Source organism: Telluria mixta (assembly GCF_029223865.1).
In the GTDB taxonomy this organism is placed as follows: domain Bacteria; phylum Pseudomonadota; class Gammaproteobacteria; order Burkholderiales; family Burkholderiaceae_D; genus Telluria; species Telluria mixta.
On the sequence record NZ_CP119520.1, the window covers coordinates 7,204,097 to 7,226,340 of the forward strand.

At 67.3% G+C, this 22,244-nt stretch carries 15 protein-coding genes, 1 pseudogene and 1 riboswitch; of the genes and pseudogenes, 7 read left to right on the forward strand and 9 right to left on the reverse strand.

The features are described 5' to 3' along the window. Window positions 1-25: 25 nt before the first annotated feature. The 4 genes from P0M04_RS31665 to msbA all read left to right on the forward strand — a co-directional run bounded on the left by P0M04_RS31665 (window position 26) and on the right by msbA (window position 5,626). Window positions 26-691 (forward strand): Smr/MutS family protein, encoded by a 666-nt coding sequence (locus P0M04_RS31665; RefSeq protein ID WP_307727352.1) that lies wholly within the window; start codon window positions 26-28, stop codon window positions 689-691. A 154-nt stretch (window positions 692-845) separates the two neighbouring features. Continuing rightward, entirely contained in the window at window positions 846-3,044 is a 2,199-nt protein-coding gene (locus P0M04_RS31670; RefSeq protein WP_259452529.1) for an ATP-binding protein, read from the forward strand. 53 nt (window positions 3,045-3,097) lie between these two features. After that, window positions 3,098-3,703 (forward strand): trimeric intracellular cation channel family protein, encoded by a 606-nt coding sequence (locus P0M04_RS31675; RefSeq protein ID WP_036240718.1) that lies wholly within the window; start codon window positions 3,098-3,100, stop codon window positions 3,701-3,703. Between the two features lie 102 nt (window positions 3,704-3,805). Continuing rightward, window positions 3,806-5,626: a lipid A export permease/ATP-binding protein MsbA gene (msbA, locus tag P0M04_RS31680; protein WP_259452528.1), complete on the forward strand. Its 1,821-nt coding sequence runs from the start codon at window positions 3,806-3,808 to the stop codon at window positions 5,624-5,626. A gap of 20 nt (window positions 5,627-5,646) precedes the next feature. Here the strand turns inward: msbA and P0M04_RS31685 are convergent, their stop codons facing one another. Both P0M04_RS31685 and P0M04_RS31690 read right to left on the reverse strand, forming a co-directional pair. Next, window positions 5,647-5,985 carry a P-II family nitrogen regulator gene (locus P0M04_RS31685; RefSeq protein ID WP_036236923.1) on the reverse strand — a complete coding sequence of 113 codons (339 nt, stop codon included), beginning with the start codon at window positions 5,983-5,985 and terminating at the stop codon, window positions 5,647-5,649. A 44-nt stretch (window positions 5,986-6,029) separates the two neighbouring features. Further along, a complete protein-coding gene (locus P0M04_RS31690; protein WP_259452527.1) occupies window positions 6,030-8,093 on the reverse strand; it encodes an NAD(+) synthase in 2,064 nt (687 codons plus the stop codon). A 27-nt stretch (window positions 8,094-8,120) separates the two neighbouring features. Between P0M04_RS31690 and P0M04_RS31695 the strand changes: the two genes are divergently transcribed. Beyond that, entirely contained in the window at window positions 8,121-9,257 is a 1,137-nt protein-coding gene (locus P0M04_RS31695) for a GNAT family N-acetyltransferase (protein WP_259452526.1), read from the forward strand. Here the strand turns inward: P0M04_RS31695 and P0M04_RS31700 are convergent. From P0M04_RS31700 to P0M04_RS31715, 4 genes are all read right to left on the reverse strand, one after another. Next, the gene (locus P0M04_RS31700) at window positions 9,229-13,125 is read right to left on the reverse strand and encodes a cobaltochelatase subunit CobN (RefSeq protein ID WP_259452525.1); all 3,897 of its coding nucleotides are present in this window, start codon (window positions 13,123-13,125) and stop codon (window positions 9,229-9,231) included. The genes P0M04_RS31695 and P0M04_RS31700 overlap by 29 nt on opposite strands. Continuing rightward, window positions 13,112-13,444, reverse strand: coding sequence for a DUF2149 domain-containing protein (locus P0M04_RS31705; RefSeq protein WP_259452524.1), 333 nt, complete (start codon window positions 13,442-13,444; stop codon window positions 13,112-13,114). Before P0M04_RS31705 ends, P0M04_RS31700 begins: the two co-directional genes overlap by 14 nt. Window positions 13,445-13,451: 7 nt before the next feature. Continuing rightward, window positions 13,452-14,033 carry a MotA/TolQ/ExbB proton channel family protein gene (locus P0M04_RS31710; RefSeq protein WP_259452523.1) on the reverse strand — a complete coding sequence of 194 codons (582 nt, stop codon included), beginning with the start codon at window positions 14,031-14,033 and terminating at the stop codon, window positions 13,452-13,454. Window positions 14,034-14,101: 68 nt separating this feature from the next. Next, window positions 14,102-14,331: riboswitch (cobalamin riboswitch) on the reverse strand. 4 nt (window positions 14,332-14,335) lie between these two features. Then, entirely contained in the window at window positions 14,336-15,745 is a 1,410-nt protein-coding gene (locus tag P0M04_RS31715; RefSeq protein ID WP_259452522.1) for an aminotransferase-like domain-containing protein, read from the reverse strand. Between the two features lie 134 nt (window positions 15,746-15,879). On the opposite strand from P0M04_RS31715, the gene P0M04_RS31720 reads away from it, so the two are divergent. Next, window positions 15,880-18,222, forward strand: coding sequence for an FdhF/YdeP family oxidoreductase (locus P0M04_RS31720; RefSeq protein ID WP_259452521.1), 2,343 nt, complete (start codon window positions 15,880-15,882; stop codon window positions 18,220-18,222). A 53-nt stretch (window positions 18,223-18,275) separates the two neighbouring features. Here P0M04_RS31720 and P0M04_RS31725 read toward each other — a convergent pair. The 3 genes and pseudogenes from P0M04_RS31725 to P0M04_RS31735 all read right to left on the reverse strand — a co-directional run. Continuing rightward, window positions 18,276-18,428 (reverse strand): annotated as a pseudogene (locus tag P0M04_RS31725) (GNAT family N-acetyltransferase); the annotation flags it as partial. A gap of 5 nt (window positions 18,429-18,433) precedes the next feature. Continuing rightward, window positions 18,434-18,691, reverse strand: coding sequence for a hypothetical protein (locus tag P0M04_RS31730; RefSeq protein ID WP_281042232.1), 258 nt, complete (start codon window positions 18,689-18,691; stop codon window positions 18,434-18,436). Further along, window positions 18,688-19,608 carry a LysR family transcriptional regulator gene (locus P0M04_RS31735; protein WP_259452520.1) on the reverse strand — a complete coding sequence of 307 codons (921 nt, stop codon included), beginning with the start codon at window positions 19,606-19,608 and terminating at the stop codon, window positions 18,688-18,690. The genes P0M04_RS31730 and P0M04_RS31735 overlap by 4 nt, the downstream gene beginning before the upstream one ends. Before the next feature lie 345 nt (window positions 19,609-19,953). Between P0M04_RS31735 and P0M04_RS31740 the strand changes: the two genes are divergently transcribed. After that, window positions 19,954-22,236, forward strand: coding sequence for a TonB-dependent receptor (locus P0M04_RS31740; RefSeq protein ID WP_259452519.1), 2,283 nt, complete (start codon window positions 19,954-19,956; stop codon window positions 22,234-22,236). Window positions 22,237-22,244: the final 8 nt, after the last annotated feature.

Here is a 22,244-nt window from a genome sequence, read left to right on the forward strand (position 1 = left end):
TTTTATAGGTTGTTCGATGGCGGGCATGAAAGACTTTGCTGAACTGAAATCCCTGCGCGACAAGCTCAAGGAAGACGAAAGGCTGCGCGCCATCGAAAAGGCCGAGCGGGAAAAGCGCGAGCGCATCGCGCGCGAGCACGCCGTCGAATTCCGCTCGGCCGTCACGGACGTCGTCAAGATGCCCGAATCGGACCGCTACGTGTGGCGGCCGATGCACGAATTCGAAACGCGCGGCCAGCCCCTGCCGACGCGGCCCCGCACCCAGGAGGAAGAAACGGCGGCCGTGCTGCGCGAGTCGATGCTGTCCGACCAGTTCGACGTGAACGGCCTGCTCGACGAAGACCCGTCCCTCAGCTGGTCGGCGCCCGGCGTCGGCCCGGACGTCGTCAAAAAGCTGCGCAAGCGCCACTGGCCCGTCGAGGACGAGCTGGACCTGCACGGCCTCACGCGCGACCTGGCGCGGCGCCACGTCGACGCCTACCTCCGCAAATCCACCAAGCGCGGCATCCGCTGCGTGCGCATCATCCACGGCGTGGGCTATGGCTCGGCCGGCGGCGAGCCCGTCCTGCGCGGCATGGTCCACAGCTGGCTCGTGCAGACGGGCGACGTGGTCGCCTTCTGCGTCGCGAACCGGGGCGACGGGGGCAATGGCGCATTGATCGTCCTCCTGCGCCCCGCATTGCTGGATTGAGCAATCTTTCCTTCTGTCAAGTCACGAAATAACTTTGTTAAATCGTGACGATTCGAGCACGTTTCGTTGTCAAATGACGGTCATGATTTAACGAAACCTGTAAGATGCAGACTTCGTGGTGCCGAGGCGGCGCTGCCGGCATAAGGATGAGTGAGTGGAGTCCAGTACCCCCGTACCGATGGCAGCAACGCGGCGCGTCGATTTGCAGAACTGCGCCGATGAACCGATCCATATCCCCGGCTCGATCCAGCCGCATGGCGCCCTGCTGTTCCTGTCGGACGCCGGGCTCGTCGACGGCTGGAGCGCGAACATCGCCGCGGTCACGGACAGCGCACCCGCGCTCGGACAACCCTTCGCCGCGCTCGGGCTGCCAACGGCGGTGACCGAACTCATCCAGGAATGCATAGCCACGATGGACGATGGCGCGGCGCCGGCTTCGGTGGCGGCCCTGTCCGTCCGCGGCCGCGAATACGACTGCATTGTCCACGCGCACATGCACCGCGTCCTCGTCGAATTCGAGGCGCGCGAAGCGAGCATGGAGGAAGTCGCCCAGTTCGCGATCAAGGCGCACTCGTCGATCGACCGCCTGCGCCGCCAGCGCACCATCGACGGCCTGCTGGAGTCGGCCGTGCGCCAGATCCGCGATTTCACGGGCTTCGACCGCGTGATGGCCTACCGCTTCCGCAGCGACGATTCCGGCGACGTGGTGGCCGAGGCGCGCCGCGACGACCTCGTGCCCTACCTCGGCCAGCGCTACCCGGCCGGCGACATCCCGCCGCAGGCGCGCCGCCTGTACGTCCTGAACACCCTGCGCATGATCGCCGACGTCGGCTACCAGGCCGTGCCGCTGCTCGGCGCGGAAGGCGGCACGCCGCTCGACATGAGCTTCGCCGTGCTGCGCAGCGTGTCGCCGATCCATGTGGAGTATCTGCAGAACATGGGCGTGGGCGCGTCGATGAGCGTGTCGATCGTCATCCACGGCCGCCTGTGGGGCCTGATCGCGTGCCACCACATGTCTCCCAAGCGCGTGCCTTACTCCGTGCGGATGGCGGCCGACGTATTGGCGCAGGTGATCGCGTCCACCGTGCAGGGCATCGAGGCGCGCGAGGACGCGGAACTTGTCGAGCACGCGGCCAAGGTGCGCACGAGCCTCGTGGAATCGCTGCTGCTGGAAGAAGACCCGCTCGAAGCGCTCGTCGAGCATGGCGACGGCCTGCTGGAATCGACGCATGCGCAGGCGCTCGTCGTCAGCCAGTACGGGCGCGTCGTGTGCCGCGGCGTCGACCAGGCGCTGGGCGAAGCGATCATCGCGTCGCTGCCGGCCGAGCCGCACGCCATCCTGACGCGCGCGTGCGCGAACGATTGGCCGGAAGCGGTCCGGCCCCTGCTCGGCAAATGGGCCGGCATGCTGGGCCTGCCGTTCGACGGCCACACCGGCGGCTGGTGCGTGCTGCTGCGCACGGAACAGATCGAGGAAGTGGCCTGGGGCGGCAAACCGGACAAGACCCAGGCCGGCCCGCTGGGCGAGCGCCTGACGCCGCGCGGCTCGTTCGAGGCCTGGCACGAGACCGTCCGCGGCTGTGCTCACCCGTGGGAAGACGGCGTCCTCACGCATGCGCGCATGATGCTGGGCGAGCTGGCGCGCGTCTCGAACGCCCGCCGCGCCCAGACGGAATCCACGCGCGCGCAACTGCTCGCCATGCTGGGCCACGACCTGCGCGACCCGCTCAACTCCATCAACATGGCCGGCATGGTCCTGGAAAAGACGGATGGCGGCAGCAACAAGGGCACGCTGGGCAAGCGCATCCAGTCGTCCAGCAACCGCATGCAGCGCATGATCGGCCAGGTGCTGGACATGAGCCGCATCGACCGCGGCCTCTCGCTCGGCATTGACCTGCATCCCGTCGACCTGGCCGCCCTCGTCGAGGACATGGTCGAGGAAGCGCGCCTTGCCTATCCGACCATCGTCTACGATTTGCACACGGTCGGTCCGGCGTTCGTGCTGGCGGACGGCGGCCGGCTCGGCCAGGTGATCTCGAACCTGCTCTCCAACGCGCGCCACCACGGCGAGCCGAACCAGCCGATCACGATCCGCCTCGCGCCGCGCGATGGCGTCGCCGTACTGGAAGTCGCGAACGCGGGCGCGCCGATCCCGGAGGAGACCGAGGCCGCGCTGTTCAACCCGTTCAAGCGCAGCTCGCTGAACAATCCGCGCAACCGCACGGGCATGGGTCTCGGCCTGTACATCGCCCAGCAGATCGTGCGCGAACACGAGGGCGAGATCGGTTACCGGTACGAGGATGGCCTGGTAGTCTTCGCCGTCCGCCTGCCGCTGGCACCGCGCGCCAACTGACGTGGCCGAGGTCGGCATGCTAGTCTAGCAACATGGAGACTATCGGCCCCCGCATGCATCTCATCACCGTCATTGAAATCGTTGCAATCCTGGTGGGCGCGTTCTCGGGGTTCATCGAGGCGCGCAGGAAACGCATGGACGTGGTGGGGGTGTTCACGGTCGCCTTCATCGCCGCATTCGGCGGCGGTACCCTGCGCGACATCCTGCTCGATAAACGGCCGTTGTTCTGGGTGATCCACCAGGAGTACGCGATCCTGATCTTCGTGCTGGCCCTCGTCGCGACGCCGCTGATCCGGACGCTGCGCCAGATCGTGTCGGAACGGTTGATCGTGATCGCCGACGCGGTCGGCCTGGGCCTGTTTTCCGTGGCCGGCGTATCGTCCGCACTGGACGCGCACATGCCCCTGTTCATCGCCTCGATGATGGGCGTGATCACGGGGATCTTCGGCGGCGTAATGCGCGACATCGTCTGCAACGAAGTGCCGATGGTATTCAGGGACGGCAAGCCCTACGCGATCTGCGCATTCCTCGGCAACTGGATGTTTCTGCTGCTGGGGATGAACGGCTTTCCGCACGATTTCGCGCTGTGGTCCAGCGCGATGTTCATCGTCGTGTTCCGGCTGGTGGCGTGGAAGTTCGATGTGCGGGTGGGGCGGTGAATTTACGAAATTCACCAGCCTGAGAATATTTCTTACCGTTGCGGTCCGCTTGACATACCGGCGACCATAATATGGACTTTTTATCGCGACGGCAGCCTTCCCTTGAAAAACCGCCTGCTGTATTTTCGTCTGCTGCTTGAATTCCGTCCCTATGCCGGGCAACTGTGCGCGACATTGGTGGCGATTGCCATAGCGTCCGTGACCGATGTCCTCCTGATCCGGCAGTTGGAGAATGTAGTCAACGCGTTAAACCCGCATAACGTCATGTCCGGCATGGTCGCAAGTGGCCTGCCGCATGTCATCAAAGAATGGATAAGCCACATCGTTCCAGCGGCGACTGCTGGAACGGCGCTATGGACGATTCCCGCGACCATCATGGCGTTGGCCATTCTGCGAATGGTGAGCAGCTTTTCCGGGGACTATGGCTCGGCTTGGCTCAGCAACCACGTGCAGGCTAACCTGCGCCGCAAAATGTTTGCACGCATCCTGCGTCTTCCCAACGGCTATTTCGATCAGTCGTCGACCGGCACCATACTGTCGCGTGTTACGTTCGACGCCAATCAGGTTTCGCAAGCAGGGCTGAATGTCGTTAACGTCGTGGTACGGGATTCAATCGCCACGGCCGGGTACATTGTATTGCTGTGCCGGATCGACTTGCAGCTCGCCGTTTTTTGCCTCGGCCTGCTGCCGATGGTCGCACTCGTCGTCGTCGTGGCGGGACGCCGGATGCGTCGCATTTCCGGTAACGCACAGCATGCAATCGGTGAACTCACCCATGTGCTGGACGAAAGCATTGGTGGCCAGCGCGTCGTCAAGATCTTCGGAGGCCAGCATTACGAGCAGCAGCGCTTTGACAACGTGGTGAAACGGAATCGCCAGTTGTCCGTCAAGCATGCCGCCACAGCCGCACTGAACTCGGGCGTGATCATGATGTTGGTTGGCATTACCCTGTCAGCCGTGATTTATTTCGCGTTGCTGCGTGCACAGGCAGGCGCTCTGTCGCCGGGCGCGTTCGTCGCCTTCATGGGATCGCTGATGGCGATGCAATCGCCGATCAAGAATCTTACCAAGGTCAACGAACCGCTGCAGCGCGGCCTCGCGGCGGCAACGTCCGTATTCGGCATCATCGACGCTCCAGCGGAAGATGACAGCGGGCTGCGTTCACTGGCCCGTGCATCCGGCGATATCGTGCTGGAGTCGGTGGGTTTCAGCTACGGCAAGCAGAACGTCGACACCACCCCCGCCTTACGCGACGTGTCGTTGCATATCGCCGCCGGCGAAACGGTAGCGCTGGTGGGCGGCTCCGGCAGCGGCAAGACGACGCTTGCAAGTCTGCTGCCGCGCTTCTACGACGTCAGCAGCGGCCGCATTCTGCTGGACGGCGAAGACATTCGACACTACCGGTTGCAGGACCTGCGTGCGCAGATTGCGCTCGTCGGACAGGATGTCGTGCTCTTCAACGATACGTTATCCGCAAATATCTCGTACGGCGATCCCGATCCGGACCAGGACCGCGTCGTCGCCGCCGCGCGAGCGGCCTACGCGGACGAATTCATTGTGCGCCAGCCGCACGGCTACATGACGGAAGTCGGTGAAAACGGCCTGCGGCTTTCGGGTGGACAGCGCCAACGTATCGCGATCGCCCGCGCGCTGTACAAGGATGCGCCGATCCTGATCCTGGACGAAGCCACGAGCGCGCTGGACACGGAATCGGAACGCCAGGTGCAGGCGGCCCTTGAACGACTGATGAGAGGCCGTACGACGGTGGTTATCGCGCACCGCCTCTCTACCATCCGAAACGCAGACCGGATCGTCGTGATGCGTAACGGCGCGATTGTCGAAACCGGCACGCATGACGACCTGTTGGCCCGCGACGGATATTATGCGAACCTCGCGAAGGCACAAGAGAAGCCCAGTCAGTAACTGACTGGCCCTGTAATGCGTTACACGGCGTCCGGCCCCGTCTCGCCCGTACGGATACGGATCACCTGCTCCACTTCCTGCACGAAGATCTTGCCGTCGCCGATCTTGCCCGTACGCGCAGCCTTGATGATGGCGTCCACGACCTGCTCGGTCAGCGCATCGTCGACCACCACTTCGATCTTCACCTTGGGCAGGAAGTCGACCACGTATTCGGCGCCGCGGTACAGTTCCGTGTGGCCCTTCTGGCGGCCGAAGCCCTTCACTTCCGTGACGGTCAGGCCGGTGACGTTCACTTCGGCCAGCGCTTCGCGCACTTCATCCAGTTTGAACGGCTTGATCACGCAGGTAATCTGTTTCATGGGTATCTCCTAAGAATTTCCCGGGATTATCGCATGGCACCCGGTCAGTCCGGAATCCTCGCCAGCTGGTCCATCCACACGGTCGCTTCCGAGTCGCTCGGCGCGCGCCAGTCGCCGCGCGGGGACAGCGAGCCGCCGTTGCCGACCTTCGGCCCGTTCGGCACGCAGGAGCGCTTGAACTGGCTCGTCTTGAAGAAGCGCCACAGGAAAATGCCGAGGTTTTTCTTGATCGCCGCCAGGTCGTACTGATTGCGCGCCGGGCTGCCGCCTTCCGGCCACGGACCGGCGGCGCGATCCTGCCACGCGCTCCACGACAGGAAGGCCACCTTCGCCGGCCCAAAGCCGTAGCGTAAGGTGTAGTACAGGTTGAAATCCTGCAGCTCGTACGGACCGATGAAGTCTTCCGTCACCTGCGCCGGCTTGCCCTCTTCCTTGCCCGTGCCCGTCTTGCCCGGCACCAGCTCCGGCGAAATCTCCGTCTCCAGCACGTTGATCAGGACGTCGGAACCCGTGTCGCCGATCTGGTTCGTGTCGGCGACCCAGCGCACGAGGTGCGAGATGAGCGTCTTCGGCACGCTCGCGTTGACGTTGTAGTGCGACATATGGTCGCCCACGCCGTACGTGCACCAGCCCAGCGCCAGCTCGGACAGGTCGCCCGTGCCGATCACGATCGCATGATGGTGGTTCGCGAGGCGGAACAAATGGCTCGTGCGCTCGCCCGCCTGCACGTTCTCGAACGTGACGTCGTACTGCTCGGCGCCTTCCGCATACGGGTGGCCGAGGTCCTTCAGCATCTGGATGCAGCTGGGGCGGATGTCGATCTCGTGCGCCGTGCAGCCGACGACGCGCATCAGTTCGCGCGCCTGGCGCAAGGTGCGCTCGCTCGTCGCGAAGCCCGGCATCGTGTAGGCGAGGATGTTCGTGCGCGGCAGGTCCAGCTTGTCCATCGCCTTGGCGCAGACGAGCAGCGCATGCGTGGAATCCAGGCCGCCAGACACTCCAATGACGACCTTCTGGTGCCCGGACGACTGCAGCCGCTGCACGAGCGCCTGCACCTGGATGTTGTAAACCTCCGTGCAGCGCTCGTCGCGGCGGCGGCCGTCGGCCGGCACGTACGGGAAGCGCTCGACGAGGCGGGCCAGCGGCAGGTCCTTGTCGAGCGGCAGCGGCACGGCGAAGGTCTGCACGCGGAATTTTTCGACTTCGTGCGCATGGCGGCGCACGGATTGCGCGAACGTCGTCGTGTGCATGCGGTCGACCGACAGGCGTTCCAGGTCGACGTCGCCGAAGATGATGTGCGAATCGGCCAGGAAGCGCTCGGACTCGGCCAGCTTGTCGCCCTTTTCGTAGATCAGCGACTGGCCGTCCCACGCCATGTCCGTCGTCGATTCGCCCCGGCCCGCCGACGTGTACAGGTAGGCCGCCAGGCAGCGCGCCGACTGCTGCGACACGAGCTGGTGCCGGTAGCCGCTCTTGCCCACCACGACGTTCGACGCCGACAGGTTCACCAGCACCGTCGCGCCGGCCAGCGCGGCATACGAGGACGGCGGGACCGGCACCCACACGTCTTCGCAGATCTCGACGTGGAAGCGGAACAGCGGCTGGTTTTCCAGCTCGAAGATCTGTTCCGGACCGAAGGCTACGTCCTGGCCCAGCAGGGTGATCCGGTCGACGGCCGCGTTGTCCGCGGGACTGAACTGCCGACTTTCGTAAAATTCGCCATAATTGGGCAGATAGCTTTTCGGGACCACACCCAGGATGCGGCCACCCGCGACGACCACGGCGCAGTTGAACAGCACGTGGTTGACGCGCAGCGGCGCGCCGACGACGAGGGCCAGCGGCAATGTGCTCGATGCCGCGACCACCTCGGCCAGCGCGTCCAGCACGGCGTCGAGCAGCGCGCGCTGGTGGAACAGGTCGTCGCACGTGTAGGCCGACAGCCCCAGTTCGGGGAACGCGGCCAGCACGGCGCCCTGCTCTGCGGCTTGGCGTGCCAGGCGGATCGTTTCCTGCGCATTGAACGCGGGGTCGGCGACCTTACAGCGCGGGCTGGCGACGGCGACGCGCGCGAAGTCATGGGAATACAGGTTGAAGAATCGCTTATCCATAGGTCTCAACAGCTCACGGAAGTCATCTTGAATTATCGCACGCATATCGTTTCTTCTCTGTCCGAGATCGGGCAGGCGGACTGGGACTCCCTCGTGGCCCTGCAGGCCTCGCCGAACCCCTTCCTGTCCTTTGCCTTCCTGCATGCCCTGCACGAATCCGGCAGCGCGACGCCGGAGACGGGCTGGCAGCCGCAATACATCGCCCTGTACGACAAGGATGAGCGCCTGGCCGCTGCCCTGCCCCTGTACGTAAAAGGCCATTCGTACGGCGAATACGTGTTCGACTGGGCCTGGGCCAACGCCTACCAGGAGCATGGACTCGAGTATTACCCGAAGCTGCTGTCCGCGATCCCGTTCACGCCCGTGAGCGGCCCGCGCCTGCTCGCGCGCGACGCGCATGCGCGGGCGGCGCTCGTCGACGTGCTCGTGAAAACGCAGAAGGCGACGGACGTCTCGTCCACGCACGTCCTGTTCCCGCCGGACGAGCAGGCGAAGCAGCTCGCCGACGCCGGCTTCCTGCTGCGCAGCGGCGTGCAGTTCCACTGGATGAATGCGGGCTACGCGACCTTCGACGACTTCCTCGCGACGCTCGAACAGAAGAAGCGCAAGAACATCCGCGCCGAACGGCGCAAGGTGCGCGAGGCGGGCGTGACGTTGCGGCGCGTGCGCGGGCCGGACATCACCGACGAGGAATGGCGCTTCTTCACGCGCTGCTACCGCAACACCTACTCGGAACACTTCTCCAAGCCCTACCTGAACCTGGACTTCTTCCGCCGCATCGGCAAGACGATGCCGGAGAACCTGCTGCTCGTGATCGCGCAACGGGACGGCCACCCGATCGCGGCGTCCCTCGTCGTGCACGACAAGACGACCCTGTACGGCCGCTACTGGGGGGCGCTGGAACACGTGCCCTGCCTGCACTTCGAGGCGGCCTATTACCAGCCGCTGGAATTCTGCATCGAGCAGGGCATCCAGGTGTTCGAGGGCGGCGCCCAGGGCGAGCACAAGATGGCGCGGGGTTTCCTGCCGACGCGGACCTGGTCGGCGCACTGGCTCGCGCATCCGTCGTTTGCCGATGCCGTCGAGCGCTTCCTGGAACGGGAGGCCGGCGGCATCGACGATTACATCGATGAGCTCAACGACCGGAATCCGTTCCGAACGTGACCGCGCGGCGGCGCCACGCGTAACCGCCGCCGACCACGGCGATCGCCAATGCCAGCACGGCCAGCGCGCCGACCGTCTTCTGCACGGGCGTCATGGCCATGACGCTCTCCATCTCGAAGCCGGCGACCTTGCCTTCTACCGCCGGTTCCGGCACCTTGACCGGTGAAGCCGGTGCCGCGGCCGGCGCGGCCGACACGCGCGGCGCCGCCCCACCCTGCCCCGGCGCCCGTCCCGCCAGCAACGGCTGCAACGTCAGCGTCGCCCGGCTGCACGAATCCGCCCCACAGGCCGCGCCGCTTTCCGCGACGGCGCGCGCGTTCTCGGCCAGCAGCCGGCGGCGCGTGGCGTCATCCGGCTTCCAGTAGCCTTTCTCGATCGCCGACAGCATCCGGTCCGTGACGGCCTGCCACGCACGCAGGTTGCCCGCCTGTGCGATGCGCTCGCGCACGCGCAGGCCGTGGCGGTCGGCGACATAGGTGTCGTACATGCGTTGCCACGTCCCGTTGTCGACGGCTTCCGGCACCGTCACCTGCCACGCCCACAAATAGTCGACGACGCGGTTGATGAAGCGCGCGCCGGAATAGCCCTCGGCCAGCATCTTGTCGGCCCAGCGCGGGTTCAGGTAGCGGCTCTGCATCTCCTGGCCCATGTACTGGTTCAGGGTCTTGTGGCCCGCGCGGCGCGGGTTCGACAGATCGCTCACGAGCACCTCCGGCGTCCTGCCGTCGACGCTGCGGATGGCGAGCGCCGTGCCGCCCAGGTACTGGAAGAAATCGTCGTTGTCGAGCGTCGCGAACAAATTGCTGGACCGGCTGTGCAGCGCGATGCGGCTGCCGGACAGCGCGAGCCGGAACACTTCCCGGCGCCGCCCCGCATCGCCCTCGTCGTCGCCCCAGTAGCCGTTGCCGAACGGGTGGCTCATGCGGTTGATGAACACGTCCGCGACCTGGCGCTCGTCCTGCCATACATTCGACAGCGGCAGCAGTTTTTCGATGTTGGTGCCGTACGCACCGGACGGCAGGCCGAAGATGCGCACGCCGGCCAGCCGTTCGGCTTCCTCCGCCGGTACGCCGTCCTGCCGCAGCTTCGCGGCCATCGCCTGCGCGTGCGCGGCCAGCACGTTGCCGCCCGGGTCCTCGTCATCCTTCTGCGCGCGCGCCGCCTGCGCGGCCTGGTCGAGCAGCTTCAGCACGTTGCCGAACAGGTCGCGGAACAGCCCGGACGACACCATCGTCACGTCCACGCGCGGGCGTCCCAGCTCGCGACGGGGGATTGCCTCGACACCGGTCACGCGCCCGCGCTCGTCCCACGTCGGCCGCACGCCCATCAGCGCCATCGCCTGCGCTTCCATCACGCCCTCGTGACGCTGCGTCTCCACGCCCCACAGGTTCATCGTCAGCTTGTCCGGATACACGCCGTGGCGGCGCCGATAATCCTCGACGAGTGTCGCGGCCAGCTGCCGGCCCTGCTCGTAGACGGCGCGGCCCGGGATGCGGGCCGGATCGAGGCCGAAGAAATTGCGGCCCGTGGGCAGCGCGGCCGGATTGCGCACGAGGTCCGCGCTGGGGCCGGTCGGGATGAACTTGCCGTCCAATGCATCCACGAGACGGGCCAGTTCCGCCGCGGCGCTCGCCTCGATGTCCCGTTCCAGCTGCGCGGCGCGGGCCGCCTTGCCGGCATCGTCGAGATGCGGCTCGAGGCTCACCACGGCACGCGCGGTGGCGGCACGCAGGTCCGGCGCGGGCGCCACGCCGAAGGTGTGCAGGCCGAACGGCGTCAGTTTGCTGCCCGTGTCGTCGAGGTATTCTTCCAAAGCTTCCATGTCGGCCTCGGTGAACAGAGCCGTCTTGCCCATGTCCTTCAGCACGCCCGCCTTCTGCGCCAGGGCGTTCAGCGCTGTCAGGTGCGCCTTTACGAGCATGGGACTCTTCTGCTCCGCCACGCGGTAGTCGTTGAGCAGCGCGCCCAGCTCGCGCAGGTCCGGGTTCAGCCCGGCCGCGTCGAACGGCGGCGTCATGTGGTCGACGATCGTCGCCATGCCGCGCCGCTTCGCCTGGATGCCCTCGCCCACGTCGTCCATCACGTACGGATAGATGTTCGGCATGGCGCCGATCAGCGCTTCGGTCGGGTCGCTGGCCGACAGGCCCGCCTCCTTCCCCGTCAGCCATTCCTGCGTGCCGTGCGTGCCCACGTGGACGACGGCGTTCGCCTTGAGGCCGTGCTGCAGCCACAAATAAAACGCGATGTATTCGTGCCCGGGCGGCAGCGTCACGTCGTTGTGCAGCTTGGCCAGATTCTGTTCCCACGCGCGGCCCGGCTGCGGCGCCAGCAGCAGATTGCCGTAGCGGCGCGCGGGAAACACGAAGTGCGGCACGCCATGTGGATCCTTCCACAGCACGGGCGATTTCTCCGGAGCGCCCCACGCCCCCTCAACGGCCGCGCGCAGCTTCGCGGGCAGCGCCTCGTACCAGCGCCGGTAGTCGGCCAGCGGGACGAGCAGCGCTTCGCCGCTGGACGCCAGCCGCGCGAGGCCGGCCAGGTAGTCGGCCCCCGTCTTCCCGGGATAGTTGCCCCACTGCTGGACCTCGCGCTGCAGCGCCGCCGGCGTGGCGGGATAGCGGTTGCCGCTCGCGTAGCCGACGGCGCGCAGGCGCTCGGTGATCTGCCACAGGCTGTCCGGCAGCACGTTCAGGTAGGCCGCGCCGATCGTCTCGGATCCGTGCGGATAATTGAAGTAGACGATGGCCACGTGCTTGTCCACGTTGGGCGTGCGCCGCAGCGCGAGCCAGGCGTCCACGCGGGCGCGCAGGCGCGCCACCCGCTCGGGAATTGGCTGTTCTTCCACGTACGCGAGTCCCGTCGCCGCATCGACGACCTTTTCGCGGCTCGCGACGACGGTCGGCTGCACGAGCCCCGCGACCTCCGCACCCGCCATCTGCCACGTGCGCTCCATCAGGTCCAGTCCCACCTTCGAATCTTCCCATTGCGCCACGCCGTGCTGACTCAGGGTGATGGCGTTGATGGCGGGGACACCGATCCGGTCCAGCAGCGCGCCCGTCGCCGCCGTGCCGCCGACCTTCATGCCGAGCGCCACGAGCAGGTCGATGCGGCTCTTGCCGTCCGCATCGAGGAACAGCTTCAACGGCACGTCGTACGGGTAGCCGTACGCGGGCAGCACGTTGTAGCCCGCGCCCTCCAGCGCGTGCACGATGGCGGCCAGCGGCAGGGTCTGGCCCGCGACGAGGCTCGCGCGGTAGAACATCACGCCGATCCACGGCGCGCCGGGCCGGTGGTGCGCGTAGTGGGCGACGTAGTCGTCGAAGGTGGCCGCGCCGCGGCGCGCGTCGACGTCGTACAGGCCGGCTTCCGGCATCGTGCGGAGCAGCGGCACGTCGACGCGGGCGCCGAAGCCGGCGACCAGCACGCGCCGCAGCAGGCCTTCCATGTTCTCGATGCCGCCTTCGCGGTGGAACGCAAGAATCGCGGGGTCCGCACGAATGCCCAGGTCACGCTGGGCGTCGTCCGGCTGCGCCCCGACCGCGTACACGGGCCGCGCGCGGCGCAGCAGCGCGTCCAGGTCGGGCGCGACCAGTTGCAGCAACTGGCTGCCCTTGACGTTGACGACGGCGACATCGGCGCCGGCCAGCGCGGCGTGGTCGGCCGGGGTCATGCCGCTGGCCGGGACGATGCGCACGGCCACGTCGGCCGCGGTAAGTTCGGCTTTCAGCGCACGGACGGCCAGCACGGCGGGACGCGATTCGACGTCGCCCAGCAGCAGGGCCAGCGTGCGCGGGGCGGCTTGGGCGATCTGCCCCAACGTCAGCGCGGCCAGCAGGAAAAGCAGGCGGATGAACTTATTCGGGCACATACACGACCTTCCCGTCCGGCAGCTGGTACGCGGTGCCGAGGCGCTTGCCGGCGCCGGACAGCGGCTTGTCGGACACGCGCGTGACCTTGATCTCGGCGCCCTTCTTCGTCATGACTTCGACCTTGCCATCCGATCCCTTCTTGGCAATCGTGACTTCGGACGACGGGTCGAGCAGGTCGAGCATGTTCCAGGCCGAGAACAGCGCGAGCATCATCGCGACGATGAACACGATGCTGGCGTCGAACAGGTTGGCGACACCGGCGAGCGGATCCTCGCCGTGCGCTGCATACTGGCCGCGGCGTTGTTTCAGATAGCGCATGGTCGCCTCACGCGCGGATGGCGTGCACACGGGGCACGTCGGCGAGCGCCTGCTCGGCCGCGAAGGCAACGTCCAGCATGTCGGCGCGCAGCCAGTGCTCGCGCACGAGCGCCAGCACGTAGGCGAGCACGCTGCACGCGAGACCGACGACCGTCGCGGTGAACGCCGTCGTCATGTCCTGCGCCATGTGCGGCAGGTCGCCGTGGGCGAGGCCCGCGAGTGCGATGCCCATCGGGATCAGGGTGCCCATCAGGCCCAGCGCGGGGCCGACGCGCACGACGAAGCGCACGGCGTCCAGGCGGCGCAGGCCGGCGCCCTCGGCGCTCTGCACGATGCGTTCGAGGTGCGCGTCGAGCGGCGCGGCGGATTCGCGCAGGCAGGTGTCGATGGCGGCGCGGGCGCCGTCGACGAGCAGGCGCGCGCCACGCCGGCGCTCGCGCCATTCGCCGAGGAAGGCGCCGAGGCAGGCCAGCATGTACAGCAGCAGCGCGGCGATGGCCACGAGGACCGGCAGGTACAGGACGGAGGAAACGGAATACAGCACGGTTTCGACGGCGCGCACGGCGCCGTCAAAGGACGGATCAGGCATGATGATGACGGTGACAGGCAATCCGCCCACTTCCCCGTGGGCGCGACTGGAACGGCGGGCCTATACGAAGGTCCGCCACCTGTCTGGCCGGTATCCGGGCTGGCAAGGCGGACCGGCCCACCTTCCCATGCGCGGCTGCGCACAGTGGTTCGAGGACCGGCCTGCCGTCGAAAGACGGCGCTTGCTTACCGTTGCGGGGGCAGCACACCCTGGCGGACATAGGAACGTCCGCCATGTGTTTCCCGTTTAACTGCGCGTGCCGAACGCACGCGCGGGCACCAGACGGTGCGGATTATAACCGCTCACGCCAACTCGGCAACGAGCCGGCCCAGCGTGCGCAACGCGTCTTCCGTCGCCGGCGTCCACGGGTAGCTGTAGTTGAGGCGGATGCAGTGCGTCCAGCTGCCCCGCGCGGAAAACATGTGGCCGGGGCCGACCGTGATCCCGTGTTCGAGGGCGCGGGCGTACAGCCGCATCGCGTCGACGCCGCCCGCCAGTTCCACCCACAGCACATAGCCACCCTGCGGTTCGGAGACGCGGGTGCCGTCCGGGAAGAAGCGCAGCACGGCGGCCGCCATCATGCGGGCGCGCTGCGCATACCCCTTGCGCACCTGGCGCAGGTGGCGGTCGAAGCCGTCGTTCTGCAGATAGTCGGCGATGGCCAGCTGCGGCAGCGACGGCGTGCTCAGCGTGTTCAGGAATTTCAGCTTTTCCACCTGGGCCGCGTAGCGTCCCGCCAGCGCCCAGCCGATGCGGTAGTTCGACGTCAGGCTCTTCGAGAACGATGCGCAGTGCAGCACGAGGCCGCGCGTGTCCCACGTCTTGAGGGGGCACGGGTGGCGGTCGCCGTAATACAGTTCGTCGTAGACGCAGTTCTCGATGGCGGGGATGCCGTGCTCCGCGAGCAGTGCCACGAGTTCGCGCTTGCGCTCGTCCGGCATGATGAAGCCGAGCGGATTCTGGAAGTTCGGCATGACCATCACGGCGGCCACGCGCTGGCCGGCCATGAGGGTGCGCAGCGCGTCCACGTCGATGCCGGTGCGCGCGTCCGTCGGCACCTCGAGCGCACGCATGCCCATCCGTTCGATCGCGTGCAGCATGGCGTAGAACGTCGGCGACTCGACGGCGACGGTATCGCCGGGCTTTGCGACGGCCTGCAGGCACAGGTTGATCGCTTCGGTGGCGCCGACGGTGACGATGATTTCGGACGGATCGACGGCGAGTCCATGTTCCAGGTAGCGGCGCGCGATCTGGCGGATCAGTTGCGGGTTCCCCGGCGGCAGGTCGTCCAGCACGCTGACGTGGCGACGGCGCGCGATCGCGTTGGCGTACTGGCTGATGCGCGCGGCGGGGAAGACGGCGGGGTCCGGATAAGGCGAACCGAGCGGCACCGCGCCCTGTGTGCGGATGGTGCGCAAGGTGGACAGCACGAGCCGGCTCACGTCCACTTCCGACGACAACGTCAGGGCCGGCGTCGGCTCGGCGGAACGGGGCGTGACGCGCGGCCGCGCACGCACGAAAAAGCCGGACTGCGGCCGGCTCTCGATGACGCCCCTGCTCTCCAGCAGGGAGTACGCGCGCAGTACCGTGCTGATGCTCAGCTTGCGGCGCAGGCTGGCCTGGCGCACGGAGGGCAACCGCTCCCCTTCCAGCAGCACGCCGCGCGCGACCTGGCCTTCGACTTCGGCGGCGAGGGACTCGTAGAGCTTCATGCGGCCGAGTATAGCGCAGCGGTACAGTTGCGGCAGCGGGCCGCCAACTGTACTCCTTTTCCGCGTGCCCAACTGTACCCGCACAGCGGCCCGCGCATCCATGACACTGTTGCCATCGCAACAGAGAGGCAAGCATGGCCGACAACGACACCGCAGGGCGCATCGCCCCGTACCACAACCCCGCCGGCGGCTGGGGCGCGCTGAAATACGTGGCGCTGAACCTGGTCCGCGAACGCGTGGGCAGGAACAGCATCGGGACGCTGCTCGCGCAGAACCAGCCGGACGGCTTCGACTGCCCCGGCTGCGCCTGGCCCGACCGCGTCCATACGTCCACGTTCGAATTCTGCGAGAACGGCGTCAAGGCCGTGGCGGCGGAAGCGACATCCAAGCGCGTCCGGCCCGAATTCTTCGCGCGCCACACGGTGACGGAACTGATGGCGCAGAGCGACTACGAACTGGAACAGCACGGCCGCCTGACCGACCCGATGGTGTACGACCGCGCCACCGACAAGTACGTGCCCATCGCGTGGGACGACGCCTTCGCCCTGATCGCGCGCCATGTGAACGCGCTGGAGGACCCGGACCGCGCCGCGTTCTACACGTCCGGCCGCGCCAGCAACGAGGCGGCATTCCTGTACCAGCTGTTCGCGCGCATGGTCGGCACCAACAACTTCCCCGACTGTTCCAACATGTGCCACGAGGCGACGAGCCGCGGCCTGCCCGGCACGGTCGGCATCGGCAAGGGCACCGTCACGCTGGACGATTTCGACGAGGCCGACGCCATCCTGATCTTCGGCCAGAACCCGGCCACGAATCACCCGCGCATGATGGGCCTGCTGCGCGAGTGCGCGAAACGGGGCGCCGCCATCGTGTCGATCAACCCGCTCAAGGAGCGCGGACTGGAACGCTTCCAGGATCCGCAAAGCCCGGCCGAGATGCTCACCAATGCGAGCACGCCGATCAGCTCCATGTTCGTGCGCCCGCGCCTGTCCGGCGACCTCGCCCTCATCAAGGCCGTGGCCAAGCGCGTGCTGGAACTGGACGACGACGCCCACGCCGCAGGAAACGCGCGCGTGCTCGACATGGCATTCATCGATGCCCACACGACCGGCTTCGACGCGTTCACGGCCGACCTGCGCGCCGAGGACTGGGGCATGCTGCTGGAAGAATCGGGGGTGCCGCGCGCCGATATCGAGCGCCTGGCGCGGCTGTACGCGAGCGCCGACCGCGTGATCGCGTGCTGGGGCATGGGCCTGACCCAGCACCGGCAATCGGTGGCGGCCGTGCAGATGCTGTCCAACCTGATGATGATGCGCGGGCAGATCGGCCGCCCCGGCGCCGGCCTGTGCCCCGTGCGCGGGCACTCCAACGTGCAGGGCGACCGCACGGTCGGCATCGAGGAACGTCCGACCCAGGCCTTCCTCGACCGCCTGGGCCAGGTGTTCGACTTCTCTCCGCCGCGCCACCACGGGCTCGACGTCGTGGCCACGATCCGGGGCATGGTGGACGGCCGCGTGAACGTGTTCATCGGCCTGGGCGGCAACTTCGCGGCCGCCACGCCCGACACCCCGCTGACGTGGGCCGGCCTGCGCCAGTGCGCGCTGACGGTGCAGGTGTCGACGAAGCTGAACCGCAGCCACCTCGTGCACGGCCGCGACGCGCTGATCCTCCCCACGCTGGGCCGCACGGAGATCGACCTGCAGGACGGCGTGGCGCAGGGCGTGACGGTGGAAGACTCGATGAGCATGGTGCACATCTCGTACGGCATCAACCGTCCGGCGTCGCCGAACCTGCTGTCCGAAATCGCCATCGTCGCGCGCATGGCGCATGCCACGCTGGGGAGCGGCAAGGTGGACTGGCTTGCGCGCGCCGCGAACTATGCGCTGATCCGCGACGACATCGAGAAGGTTTTCGACGACTTTTACGACTACAACGCGCGCGTGGCGAAGCCGGGCGGCTTCCACCTGCGCGTGGCGTCGCGCGAGCGCGCCTGGGCGACGCCGAGCGCGCGGGCCCAGTTCGTCGTCAACGCGATCGACCGCGACACCGCCATCCACCGCGCCCGCGCCATCCACGGCGAGCGCCTGCTGACCATGATGACGACCCGCTCGCACGACCAGTACAACACGACCGTCTACGGGCTGGACGACCGCTACCGCGGCGTGTTCGGCATGCGCCGCGTGGTCTTCATCCACCGCGACGATCTCGCCATGCTGGGCCTGAAGGCGGGCGACAAGGTCGACATCACGAGCGTGTGGGACGACGGCGTGGAACGCCGCGCGGACGGCTTCCTGCTCGTCGAATACGACATCCCGCGCGGCTGCGTCGGCGCCTATTATCCCGAGACGAATCCGCTCGTGCCGCTGGACAGCGTGGCCGTGGGCGCCGGTACGCCGACGTCGAAGTCGATTCCGGTGCTGCTGCACCCGGCGAGCCGTGCGAGCGCCGCAGGAATGTCCGCTGCCGGCAACGTGTAGCGCGCATACGGCACGCCGCGGTTCGAGGGCAGGTCATGCTCGCGCACGAAGCCGATGGATTCGTACAGCCGCAGCGCGGTCGCCATGATGGGACTCGTGTGCAGGCCGATGGCGGGCGCCCCTGCATGCCGGGCCCGTTCGAGCGCGGCCGCGACCAGCGCGCGGCCGATGCCGCCGCCGCGCGCCGCGGGATCCACGACCAGCATGCGGATCACCGACCAGTCGCCCGGAAAGATCGCGCTGCGCGGCCGTCCGGGTCCCACGTGCACGACGGCCCCGCGATGACGCCGCCGCGCTCCGCCACGAACAGGTCGCCGTCCGCGGCCAGGTCGGCCATGCGGCCGATGCCCGCGCTGAACGTGGGCCAATCGTCGTAATCGCCCGCGTATTGCGCGAACGCGGCCAGCGCGACGGCGTTGACGGCGGCGCGGTCGGCCTCCCGGTAAGCGCGGATCGTCGTCGGGTTCACGCCGCCCGCCCCATGTCGCCGTTATGCCACCACAGCTTCGGATTGTTGTCGGCCAGGTCGCGCAGCAGGTCCCACACGACTTTCACGCGGCGCAGGCGGTACAGGTCCGTCGGCGCCGCGAGCCAGAACGAGCGCTCCGCGTAGAAGCCCGGCAGCACGGGCACGAGGCGGCCGTCATCCGGCACCGCGTACGGCGGCGCCATCATGAGTCCCATGCCCAGCGATGCGGCCTCGATCTGCGCCGTCATGCCCGAGCAGCACAGCCGGCGGCGCGGCGTGAATCCCAGTTCGTTCAGGTACGACAGCTCGCGGCTCGCGAGGCGGTCCTGCACGTAGTCGACGAAATCGTGGCGCTCCAGGTCCGCGTGCGTGCGGATCGGCGGGTGCTTGGCCAGGTACACGGGCGCCGCGTACAGGTAAAAGCGGAACGAGGCGAGGCGCGTGACCATGTAGCGCCCCGTCGACGGCGGGTCGAGCATGACGCCGAGATCCGCTTCGCGGTTGGCGAGGTTGGCGAAGCGCGGCAGCGCCAGCAGGTCGATCGACAGGTCCGGATGGTCCTCGAACAGCTTCACGAGCAGCGGTGCCACGACGCGCGTGCCGAACACTTCGGGCACGCCCAGCCGCACGACGCCGGCCGCCGCCACCTCCGCGCCGCCCAACTGCTCGGTGGCCGCCAGCGCCGCCCCTTCCATCGCCTCGGCATGCGGCAGCAGGGCTTGCCCCATCTCCGTCAGCTCGTAGCCTTCGCGCGAGCGGTCGAACAGGGTCGTGCCCAGTTGCTGCTCGAGGCGGTCGATGCGGCGCGCCACCGTCGTGTGCTCCACGTCCAGGCGGCGCGACGCCCCGGACAGGGTGCCGGCGCGCGCCAGCTCCAGGAAAAACCGCAGGTCCGTCCATTCCGGCAGGCTGTGCATGTCTGTCTCCCCCCGTTCTCCGATCCGTTACGCATGGGATCGCCATTCGCCGCGGCTTTTTCGGGAACCGTTGTTTGATATCAAGGTGACATATTGTGCACCAGTGCACATTGCCGCTGCAACGTTTTCGGAACAGGGCTTGCGTATGCACAGCAAACCCGTTTTCCGGACGTCGCGACGCGCCGCGCCCTCTGGCGCCGCCCCTCACGGGACGTCCCGCGGCATTGTGCATAAATGCACACCCTGTGGGCGCGGCGTTGTCTTTTCAGCCAAATTCATCCGAGGCACACTGTGATGCATGCGAAGACTGAACGCATGACACCACAACAAAATCAGGAGACATCAATGCGTCTTAGCAAGAAAAAACAGCAGCTGATCCAGCGCTCGGCTGCCGCCCTGCTCGTCCTGTCCGGCGGTGCCGCCGGCGCCGCGCACGCCCAGGATGCGGGCAGCGCCAGCGGTGCCGTCGCCGCGCCTGAAGGCAATATCGAGAAAGTCGTCGTCACCGCGCGCCGCCGCGAGGAGACGCTGCAGGATGTCCCGGTGTCCGTCACTGCGTTCAGCGCCGACCAGCTGTCGAAGCAGGCCGTCCCCGATGTCGTCGCCCTGGCGACGGCGCTGCCGAATACCACCCTGAAGGCGTCGCGCGCCACCAACTCCACCCTCACCGCCTTCATCCGCGGCGTGGGCCAGGCCGACCCGCTGGCCGGCTTCGAATCCGGCGTCGGCATCTACCTGGACGATGTCTACCTGGCCCGCCCGCAAGGCGCCGTGGCCGACATCTACGATGTCGAGCGCATCGAGGTGCTGCGCGGCCCGCAAGGCACGCTGTACGGCCGCAACACCATTGGCGGCGCCGTCAAGTACGTCACCCGCAAGCTGGCCCCGCAGACGGACGTGCGCCTGCGCGGCACCCTGGGCAACTACCAGGAACGCGACGCCGTCATCACGGCCAGCACGCCCGTCAGCGAGCAGCTGCGCGTGGGCGGCACCGTCGCACGATTCAAGCACGGCGGCTACGGCACGAACCTGTTCGACGGCTCGCCGAACTACGACAAGGACCTGAAGGCCGCGCGCGTGTCGGCCGAATGGACGCCGACACCCGACCTGTTCATCCGCCTCGCCGGCGACATCACGCAGGACGATTCGCATCCGAAGAACGGCCACCGCCTCATCGTCGGCCGCACGAGCGGCGCGCCGATCCTGTCCAACGTGTACGACTCGAACGCGGAGATGCTGACGGCCCTCGGCCACAAGCAGTCGGTGCGCCAGCACGGCGTCGCCGCCACCGTCGAGTGGAACGTGTCGCCCGAGCTGACGTTGAAGTCGATCACCGCGCAACGCCAGGACAAGTCGTGGGCGCCGATCGACTTCGATTCGCTGCCCGTGGTCGACATGGAAGTGCCGGCGCTGTACACGAACCGCCAGTTCAGCCAGGAATTCAACCTGACCTATACGGGTCCGAAGATCCAGGGCGTGGCCGGCGTCTACTATATCGACGCGAACGCGTACAACAAGTTCGACACGATCCTCGCCGGCGCCGTCCCGACCAGCACCTTCACGAGCGGGAACATCGACACGAAGGCGTGGGCCGCGTACGCGGACGGCAGCTACAACCTGACCGACGCGCTGCAGCTGTCGCTCGGCGGCCGCTACACGGTGGACAAGCGCGAGGCCGACATCTACCGCCAGATCTACCTGGGCAACAAGGGCACGCCGGAGATGGGCAACCCGGGCGCCCTGCTGTTCCGCACCGACACCGACCTGCGCGGACTGGAGCGCGAGGACAAGAAGTTCACGCCGCGCATCGCCCTGAGCTGGAAGGCGACGCCAACGCAGAACGTCTACGCCTCGTACTCGAAGGGCTTCAAGGGCGGCGGCTTCGATCCGCGCACGAACGTGGTCGGCACGAAGATCCCGCTGACACAGGCCCGGGCCGGCTACAAGCCCGAGACGATCGGCACCTATGAACTGGGCCTGAAATCCTCGTTCAACGGCGGCCGCATCACGACCAACACCGCCGTGTTCTACAGCGACTACAAGGACGTGCAGATCCCGGGTTCGGTGGCGATCGACACCAACGGCGACGGCAAGGACGACAGCTTCGCGGGCATCACGACCAACGCCGGCAAGGCCAAGATCAAGGGCTTCGAATTCGAGGCCGTGGCCCACCTGACGAAGGAATTCTCGTTGTCGGGCATGTACAGCTACATCGACGCCAAGTACAACGAGTACATCGTGGCGGGCGTGAACGTGGCCGACCAGCGCCACTTCCAGAACACGCCGCGCAACTCGGCGAACCTGCGCGCCACCTACGAGGTGCCGATGCCGCTGGTGGGCTACAACGGCCGCCTGTCGCTGATCGGCAGCGCATCGTACCGAGGCCAGACGTACCAGTTCGAGACCCCGTCCATCATCGACCAGGATGCGTACAAGCTGTACGACGCCAGCATCGTCTGGACCCGCGCCGATGGCAAGATCCGCGCTGGCATCCACGGCAAGAACCTGTCGGACGTGCACTACAAGACGGCGGGCTATCTGTTCCCGACCCTGGGCAACGAAGGCACGCTGACCGCCTTCTACGGTGCGCCGCGCACCGTGCAGGGGACGATCGAGTACCGCTTCTGACCCGTCCC

Coding starts and splice junctions, on each gene's coding strand:
- P0M04_RS31705 (WP_259452524.1), bottom strand. CDS start 13,444: ATGCGCTATCTGAAACAACGCCGCGGCCAGTATGCAGCGCACGGCGAG.
- P0M04_RS31690 (WP_259452527.1), bottom strand. CDS start 8,093: ATGGATAAGCGATTCTTCAACCTGTATTCCCATGACTTCGCGCGCGTC.
- P0M04_RS31665 (WP_307727352.1), top strand. CDS start 26: ATGAAAGACTTTGCTGAACTGAAATCCCTGCGCGACAAGCTCAAGGAA.
- P0M04_RS31700 (WP_259452525.1), bottom strand. CDS start 13,125: ATGTGCCCGAATAAGTTCATCCGCCTGCTTTTCCTGCTGGCCGCGCTG.
- P0M04_RS31675 (WP_036240718.1), top strand. CDS start 3,098: ATGCATCTCATCACCGTCATTGAAATCGTTGCAATCCTGGTGGGCGCG.
- P0M04_RS31735 (WP_259452520.1), bottom strand. CDS start 19,608: ATGCACAGCCTGCCGGAATGGACGGACCTGCGGTTTTTCCTGGAGCTG.
- P0M04_RS31740 (WP_259452519.1), top strand. CDS start 19,954: ATGCGTCTTAGCAAGAAAAAACAGCAGCTGATCCAGCGCTCGGCTGCC.
- P0M04_RS31685 (WP_036236923.1), bottom strand. CDS start 5,985: ATGAAACAGATTACCTGCGTGATCAAGCCGTTCAAACTGGATGAAGTG.
- P0M04_RS31710 (WP_259452523.1), bottom strand. CDS start 14,033: ATGCCTGATCCGTCCTTTGACGGCGCCGTGCGCGCCGTCGAAACCGTG.
- P0M04_RS31720 (WP_259452521.1), top strand. CDS start 15,880: ATGGCCGACAACGACACCGCAGGGCGCATCGCCCCGTACCACAACCCC.
- P0M04_RS31715 (WP_259452522.1), bottom strand. CDS start 15,745: ATGAAGCTCTACGAGTCCCTCGCCGCCGAAGTCGAAGGCCAGGTCGCG.